This window comes from Bradyrhizobium sp. LTSP885, from assembly GCF_000938305.1.
Classification (GTDB): Bacteria; Pseudomonadota; Alphaproteobacteria; order Rhizobiales; family Xanthobacteraceae; genus Bradyrhizobium.
This window is the reverse complement of sequence record NZ_JYMT01000016.1, coordinates 63837-69836: the sequence shown is the minus strand read 5'-3', so window position 1 is coordinate 69836 and position 6000 is coordinate 63837. Positions and strand designations below refer to the sequence as shown.

The following is a 6000-nucleotide window of genomic DNA, read 5'->3' as shown; positions in this document are numbered from 1 at the left end:
CGTGTGATTCCAAGAAGAGATGAGAAACGAATCGCTTGTGAACGAAGACTGGGCGCGTGTTGTTTCGCGGCTGGGCGGAGCTGAGGCTCTGGAGGCTGGCGCGCGGGAGACGAAGGCGTTTGTTCGCCCGCGCGAGATCAGCAATGCAGTCGATCTGCTGCGGCTGATCCTTGCGTATTGCCTGGGCACGAGAGGTCTGCGGTTGACGGCGGCATGGGCGACTTCGGTGGGCCTTGTCGATATCTCCAACGTGGCTCTGTTATACCGGCTGCGTCAGTCCGGGGATTGGCTTGCACAGCTGATAGGCCGGGCACTTGCGAGCGGTGCGCCGAAGGCAAGCCGCGGTCGACTGATCCGCATCGTTGACGCCACGACGGTCCCAAAAGCTGGAACCGGCGGCAGGCAGAAGAATGCGGTGTGGCGCATCCACAGTGCGTTCGATCTTCCGCAAGAACGTTTTGGTCACTTCGAGCTGACCGACGAACGCGCGGGCGAGACGCTGGACCGGATCCCGCTGATTGCCGGCGAGATCCGTCTTGCCGACCGCGCCTATCTGCAGCCGGAGCGCATGGCGTATCTGGTCGAGGCCGGTGCGGACTTCGTGATCCGCTCGGGCTGGAAGAGCGCTTGTTGGCTGGATCGCAAAGGCAATCTGATCGATCTCGTCGCCGAACTGCGCAAGGCCGCGGCACGCGGCATCATCGACCGGCCGATCTGGGTAAAACGCAAGTCTGGTGGAGCACCGCTTGCTGTGCGTTTGGTTGCCGTCAAGAAACCTGCAGATGCGGCTCAGGCTGCACGGCGCAAGGCACGCAGGACGGCTCAGAAGGGAGGCCATCGTCTCTCCAGGCAAACGCTTGATGCTGCGGATTGGGTGATCCTGGTGACCTCGCTCAAGCCCGAGGACTTCACAACCGCTGATCTGCTTGCCCTTTACCGGCTGCGATGGCGGATCGAACTCGGCTTCAAGCGGCTGAAGAGCCTGATTGGCTTGAAAGGACCTCCAGGAACTGACGAGCGGTCTGCCAGACCCCATATCCTCGCTCACCTGCTGATCATTCTTCTGCTCGAGCCGCTTGTCGACGAACTCGAGGACTCTCCCCGCTTGGCCGAAGCCGCCTAACCAGACCTGCAGCATGGCGCCTGCTCCGTCAGCTCATCGCCTCCCTGCTCCAAGCCATCATTCCCCAGCCCACAATCGCGCGTCTGCGCAGAGCCAGCCTCGCTCTCCAACGACATCTGCGCGAGCCTCCCAGACGTAAACGCCGCTATCAGGCCATGATCAAACTATCTTAGCGCCTATGGGCTTTCGCCGGGACGACGGCGGTGATTGGGCGCGCGGCCGGACCCAATCCGCTTCAGCGCCTCAATCCACCACGATCTTGACGCGGTCGCGCGGCTTGACCTGGGCGTGGACGTCGAGGCCGTTGAGCACGCGGAAGCGGTCGGCCGGGTGATCGACGCCGGCCATGCGATGCGAGAGCGATTCCACGGTGTCGCCGGGCTGCACGTTGATGACCTTGATGCGCAAAGGACGCGCGGACTGGATCTCCTCGAGCGTCAGGCGACGGAACGAGTTGACGGTCTCGCGCGCGTTGCGCTCGCTCTCGGTGGTCTTCTGCTTGGCGGCGAAGATGAAGCGGTAGACGTCGCTGCCGAAGCGCAGTGCGTAGACCTTGAACTGCCACTGGTCGCCATGGGCGGTCGCCGCCGACGCCGGGAAGCCGTTGATGTTGAGGTCTTCGGTCGATGCCTTCTCGACGCCTTCCATCCAGCCGGAATTGAGATAGTCGCCGAGCGACTGCTCGGCCGGCACCCGCACGACGTCGAAGCGCATCGCCTGGTTGCCGCCCTCGCGCACGCCGATCACCGCCTGCGCGGTGTTATCGAGCGTGAATGTATCGGGCGCGGTGAAGGTGAAGCCGAGCTTGGGATGCAGGAAGCGGCGGCCGCGGACGAAGCCTTCGCTGGGGTCCTCGCCATAGACGATGTTGTCGATCGCGGCGAGATAGGTCTCGCGGTCGCGCTCGTTGCTTTCGGGCGAGGAGTATTGCCGCGCGGTCGCCTGCGCATTGGCGACGCGCTCGGGGGTGGCTGGATGCGACGAGAGGAAGTCCTGCGCGCGCGGGTCGAGCGCGGTCCTGCCGACCTTGAGCGCCGCGTTGCGTTCCATCGCGGTGAGGAAGCGTGCCGCGCCGTAGGGATCGAAATGCGCGCGGGCGGCGATCCCGACGCCGATGCCGTCGGCCTCGAACTCCTGCTGCCGCGAGAAGCTCGCCATCGTCAGCTTGGTCTTGGCCAGCGCCAGCGCGGTGAGATCGGGATCGCTGCTCATGTCGGTGACGACGCGCGTCACCACCGCCGCCTGTCGTGCCTGGTCCTCGCGGATCGAGGCGTGCTTCGCCAGCACATGCGCCATCTCGTGGCTGAGCACCGAGGACAATTCGGAGGTGTCGCTGGCGAGCGCAATCAGCCCGCGCGTGACATAGAGCTGGCCGGTCGGCAGCGCGAAAGCGTTGACCGCGCCGGAATTGAGGATCGTGACCTTGTAGGCCTGGTCGGGGCGGTCGGAGGCCGCCACCAGCCGGTCGACGGTCTGGCCGATCAACGCCTCGAGCTTCGGGTCGTCATAGGCGCCGCCATAGGAGGACAGGATGCGCTCATGCTCGCGCTCGGTCGCCGGTGTCTGCTGCACCACGCGGTTTGGCTTCGTCGGCGCCGCCGCCGATGCGGTGGGCGACGCCTGCTCGAACCGGCCGGCATTGCCGCAGGCCGACAGCATCAGCGCGGCGCAGATCAGCATCGGCGCAGCCGAAAGGCCGCGGCCTGTCATTCCCTCACGCCGTCCTGCGCGCGCAATCACGTCCAAAACTCACAATTGTCGAGCGAACCGATCGGGGCATGATCCGTGCCACCATGGCCGCTAGTTCCCGCCGAGCACTTCAATCTGCCCCACCCGGAGCAATTCGATTCGTGGCCCACGTCGCTCTTCCACCCAGCCTCGGACACGAATCCTTCGATTTTCGAGGGACTTGGGCGCCAGTCCGGCCGCCTCGAACGCAGGAACTATGCGCCTTGAAATAGTCACCGCAAAGTCCCGTGTCCAGTTTCGGCCGAAATTCAGATAGGTCGTTGCCCCTGCCTGCCGGACCGACAAAACCCTGCCTTCGACCACCGTAAAGCGCCCGATCCCGGCCAAAATATCGCCCGGACTTTCAGCGTTTTTTATGACCGTGGACCCGGCCCAGGTTCCCGATTTGGCCTGCCGCGCCTCAGCTTCGGCCGCCATCAGCAGCGCGGCGCAGTCCTTGTCGGCGATCTCGGATGAAACCAGAGCGAGCCCCTGCCGCAGCAGGTCGCCCTGTACGGGTGTCTCGGCACCGGCGAGAAAGACATAGGCCGGCTGGCGGCCGTAGCGGTCGGGCGCATCGTCGCGCCCGCGCAGCGTCACGTCGCGGCCGACCAGCAGCGCCGACAGCGCCGCACTGGCCTTGGCCCGATCAGCCATCTCGATGCCGGCCAGCCTGACCTCGCGCCCGTCGTCGAGCCGAAAGCTGCGCGCGTCGATAACAGCGGCGACGCGGCCATCGCCCTGCTCGTCGAAACTGCACCCGGCCGCGTGGGTGTCGTCAGCGAAAATCGTCGCAGCCACGAGCAGCACGCAGTGAATCACGGCGATCCGGATTGTTATCGACAATATCTGCATCAGCCGATCTTCGCACATCCCAGCCATTCCGTTGAGCGGAAATCGCTTCGCGCCTCCGTGGCTTGCCGCTGTGGATGCCATGCGGCATGATCCCGCGCGAAACAAACGGACCGGCCGCAATGGACGACGGCGCGGGCTTCAAGGGAGGCTTTTGATGAGACGAGTTTTGGCCGGTGTATTGGCCTGCGCGCTTGCGATGTCGGCGACTGCGGCGCTGGCGCAGAGCAAGCCTCCGCTGAAACTCGGCGGCATCCTCGACATGTCGAGCCTCTATGCCGATATCACCGGTCCCGGCAGCGAGGCCGCGGCGAAGATGGCGGTGGAGGACTTTGGCGGCGAGGTGCTCGGACGCAAGGTCGAAATCGTGGTCGCCGACCATCTCAACAAGGCCGACCTTTCCGCCAACATCGCGCGCGACATGTTCGACAACCAGGGCGTCGAGATGATCTTCGACGTTGCGGCGTCAGCGACGGCGCTCGCCGCTGGCGAGATCGCGAAGGCGCGCAACAAGATCATTATCTTCAACGGCCCCGGCTCGATCCGCCTCTCCAACGAGGCCTGCGGCCCCTATACCGTGCATTACGTGTTCGACACCTTCGCGCAGGCCAACGTCACCGGCCTCGCCGCGGTGAAATCCGGCCTCGACAGCTGGTTCTTCCTGACCGCGGACTACGCCTTTGGCCAGGATTTGGAAAAGGACACCACCGCCGTGGTGCTGAAGTCGGGCGGCAAGGTGCTGGGCAGCGTGCGGCACCCGCTCAACACTTCGGATTTCTCGTCCTTCCTGCTGCAGGCGCAGGCCTCCAAGGCCAAGGTGATTGGTCTCGCCAATGCCGGCGGCGACACCATCAATGCGATCAAGCAGGCCGCCGAGTTCGGCATTATGAAGGGCGGCCAGAAGCTGTCGCCGCTGCTCGCCTTTGTGAGTGACATCGACGGTGTCGGACTGGAGACCGCGCAGGGGCTGCTGCTGGCGGAAGCGTTCTATTGGGACCTCAACGACGACACCCGCGCCTTCTCGAAGCGCTTCATGGAGCGCACCAAGCGAGTGCCGACTTCGGCACAGGCCGGCGTCTACTCATCCGTGCTGCATTATCTGAAGGCGGTGAAGGCCGCGGGCACGACCGACTCAGCCGCCGTCATGAAGGCGATGAAGGATACCCCGATCAACGACATGTTCGCCAAGAACGGCCGGATCCGCGACGACGGCCGCATGGTGCACGACATGTATCTGTTCGAGGTCAAGAAGCCGTCGGAATCGAAAGGCCGCTGGGACGACTACAAGCTGCTCGCGACCGTGCCGGGCGAGGAGGCCTTCCAGCCGCTGGAAGCCTCGCGCTGCCCGCTGGTGAAGAAGTGACGCGAAGCGTCATTCCGGGATGGTCCGGAGGACCAGGCCCGGAATCTCGAGATTCCGGGTTCGATGCTGGCGCATCGCCCCGGAATGACGAGTAACCAACAACAACAACAACGAAAGGCAAAACGCCATGAGCGACAATCTGATGGTCCTTCAATCCCTCGATCAGGGCCTGCTCACCATCACGATGAACCGCCCCGAGCGGCGCAACGCGCTGAATCCCGACATGACGCGCGGGCTCGTCGATGCCGCGCGGCGCGCGCAGGACGATACCGAGGTGCGTGCGGTGCTGATCAGGGGCGCCGGCGGCACGTTCTGTGTCGGCGGCGACGTCAAGTCGATGGCGGAAGGGCGCGCTCCGATGTCGTTCGAAGCCAAGACGGCGAATTTGCGCCGCGGCATGGAGGTCTCGCGCATTCTGCACCAGATGCCAAAGCCCGTCGTGGCGCAGCTCGACGGCGCCGCGGCCGGCGCCGGACTGTCGATCGCGCTGTCCTGCGACCTGCGCGTCGCCAGCGCCTCCTGCAAGATCACGACTGCCTTCGCCAAGGTCGGCTTCTCCGGCGATTACGGCGGGACTTACTTCCTCACAAAAATGCTCGGCAGCGCCAAGGCGCGCGAGCTCTATCTGATGTCGCCGGTGCTCTCGGCGCAGGAAGCCTATCTTCTCGGCATGGTGTCCAAGGTGGTGCCGGATGCCGATATCGAGGCGGAGACGCTCGAACTGGCGCGCTCGCTGGCGAACGGACCGTCAGTGGCGCTCGGTTACATCAAGCGCAACATCAACAACGCCGAGACCATGACCTTGGAAGCCTGCTTCGACGGCGAGGCGATCCATCACTCGCGCGCCGGCGAAACCACCGACCACAAGGAAGCGGCCAAGGCCTTTGTCGAGAAGCGCAAGCCCACCTTCCAGGGGCAGTAGGCCATGGCCGAT

At 64.6% G+C, this 6000-nt stretch carries 5 protein-coding genes; 3 read left to right on the top strand and 2 right to left on the bottom strand.

The features are described 5' to 3' along the window. Window positions 1–19: 19 nt before the first annotated feature. Window positions 20–1123, top strand: a complete 1104-nt coding sequence (locus tag UP09_RS10535; protein ID WP_044535962.1) for an IS4 family transposase — start codon at window positions 20–22, stop codon at window positions 1121–1123. A 243-nt stretch (window positions 1124–1366) separates the two neighbouring features. Here UP09_RS10535 and UP09_RS10530 read toward each other — a convergent pair whose 3' ends face one another. Further along, window positions 1367–2833 (bottom strand): M48 family metalloprotease, encoded by a 1467-nt coding sequence (locus UP09_RS10530; protein WP_502689040.1) that lies wholly within the window; start codon window positions 2831–2833, stop codon window positions 1367–1369. 90 nt (window positions 2834–2923) lie between these two features. Continuing rightward, complete coding sequence (locus tag UP09_RS10525; protein WP_082070084.1) at window positions 2924–3706, bottom strand: thermonuclease family protein; 783 nt, start codon at window positions 3704–3706, stop codon at window positions 2924–2926. Between the two features lie 154 nt (window positions 3707–3860). On the opposite strand from UP09_RS10525, the gene UP09_RS10520 reads away from it, so the two are divergent. Together UP09_RS10520 and UP09_RS10515 are read left to right on the top strand one after the other, a co-directional pair. Then, a complete protein-coding gene (locus UP09_RS10520) occupies window positions 3861–5066 on the top strand; it encodes an ABC transporter substrate-binding protein (RefSeq protein WP_044538077.1) in 1206 nt (401 codons plus the stop codon). A gap of 127 nt (window positions 5067–5193) precedes the next feature. Next, window positions 5194–5988, top strand: coding sequence for an enoyl-CoA hydratase (locus UP09_RS10515; RefSeq protein WP_044538076.1), 795 nt, complete (start codon window positions 5194–5196; stop codon window positions 5986–5988). The last annotated feature ends 12 nt before the right edge of the window (window positions 5989–6000 follow it).